This is a genomic window from Marinobacter guineae (assembly GCF_002744735.1).
Lineage (GTDB): Bacteria > Pseudomonadota > Gammaproteobacteria > Pseudomonadales > Oleiphilaceae > Marinobacter > Marinobacter guineae.
Genome location: NZ_KZ319357.1, coordinates 1 through 770, shown reverse-complemented (window position 1 = coordinate 770; position 770 = coordinate 1). Strand labels below are relative to the sequence as shown.

The following is a 770-nucleotide window of genomic DNA, read 5'->3' as shown; positions in this document are numbered from 1 at the left end:
TCGTAACCGTCCGGTGACCCCATCTTGAATCTAGTGCTATTGGACGGATGGGGTTACGAATTTGGTATATTGGTGAAAAGGCTTTGTAAGCGAGAGTTTTCCATGAAAAAGAAACGACCAACAGAGCAGGAGCCACTCGAAAACCTAGATGCCTACGGAGCCCACGCGGACGAGTTGGCTAAGCCGCTCTCTCACGAGTCTGAGTCCTTGAAAAAGCTAAAAGGTTCAGTCAAGAAATTCGAACGACCCACAGAGCCTGCCATTGCCCCCGAAGACGGGGATGCTTGGTTTGACGGAGAGGGTGCTTCAGAGGATTTCATGGAAGACCGTGGAGAGAAGCGGTGAGTGGTAACCATCACACCTTGTCAGCTATAGCCGGCTTCCAGTTGTGGGGCAATAGCTCGTCGATGGCGTTGTTCTTCTGCGTCGGAAGGCGGGTCAGCACATCCTTCAGGTAAGCATAGGGATCATGGCCGTTCAGCTTGGCTGACTGGATCAGTGTCATCACTGCAGCCGCACGTTGACCACTGCGCAGTGATCCCGCGAACAGCCAGTTGCTGCGTCCCAGCGCCCAGGGCCGGATCTGGTTTTCCACCCAGTTGTTATCGATGGGCACAGCACCATCGCCCAGGTAGCGCGTCAGCGCTTCCCAACGTTTGAGACTGTAATCCAACGCTTTGGCCGTGCCGGAGCCATCCGGCACTTTCTTGCGATGCGCCAGCATCCACTGATGCAGCGCATCAGCAATGGGCCTGGCTTTCGCTTCCCGG

At 55.5% G+C, this 770-nt stretch carries 2 protein-coding genes; one reads left to right on the top strand and one right to left on the bottom strand.

The window, feature by feature from the left end; all coding sequences use genetic code 11:
• The first annotated feature begins 102 nt into the window (after positions 1-102).
• Positions 103-345, top strand: coding sequence for an AbrB/MazE/SpoVT family DNA-binding domain-containing protein (locus CLH62_RS20875; RefSeq protein WP_099620086.1), 243 nt, complete (start codon positions 103-105; stop codon positions 343-345).
• A 10-nt stretch (positions 346-355) separates the two neighbouring features.
• Here the strand turns inward: CLH62_RS20875 and CLH62_RS20870 are convergent.
• Positions 356-770, bottom strand: a 415-nt coding sequence (locus CLH62_RS20870) for an IS66 family transposase (protein ID WP_143752405.1), incomplete at its 5' end; no start/stop codon positions are given.

Excerpts from the sequence above, each read along its gene's own strand:
- CLH62_RS20875 (WP_099620086.1), top strand. The coding sequence starts at position 103 with ATGAAAAAGAAACGACCAACAGAGCAGGAGCCACTCGAAAACCTAGAT.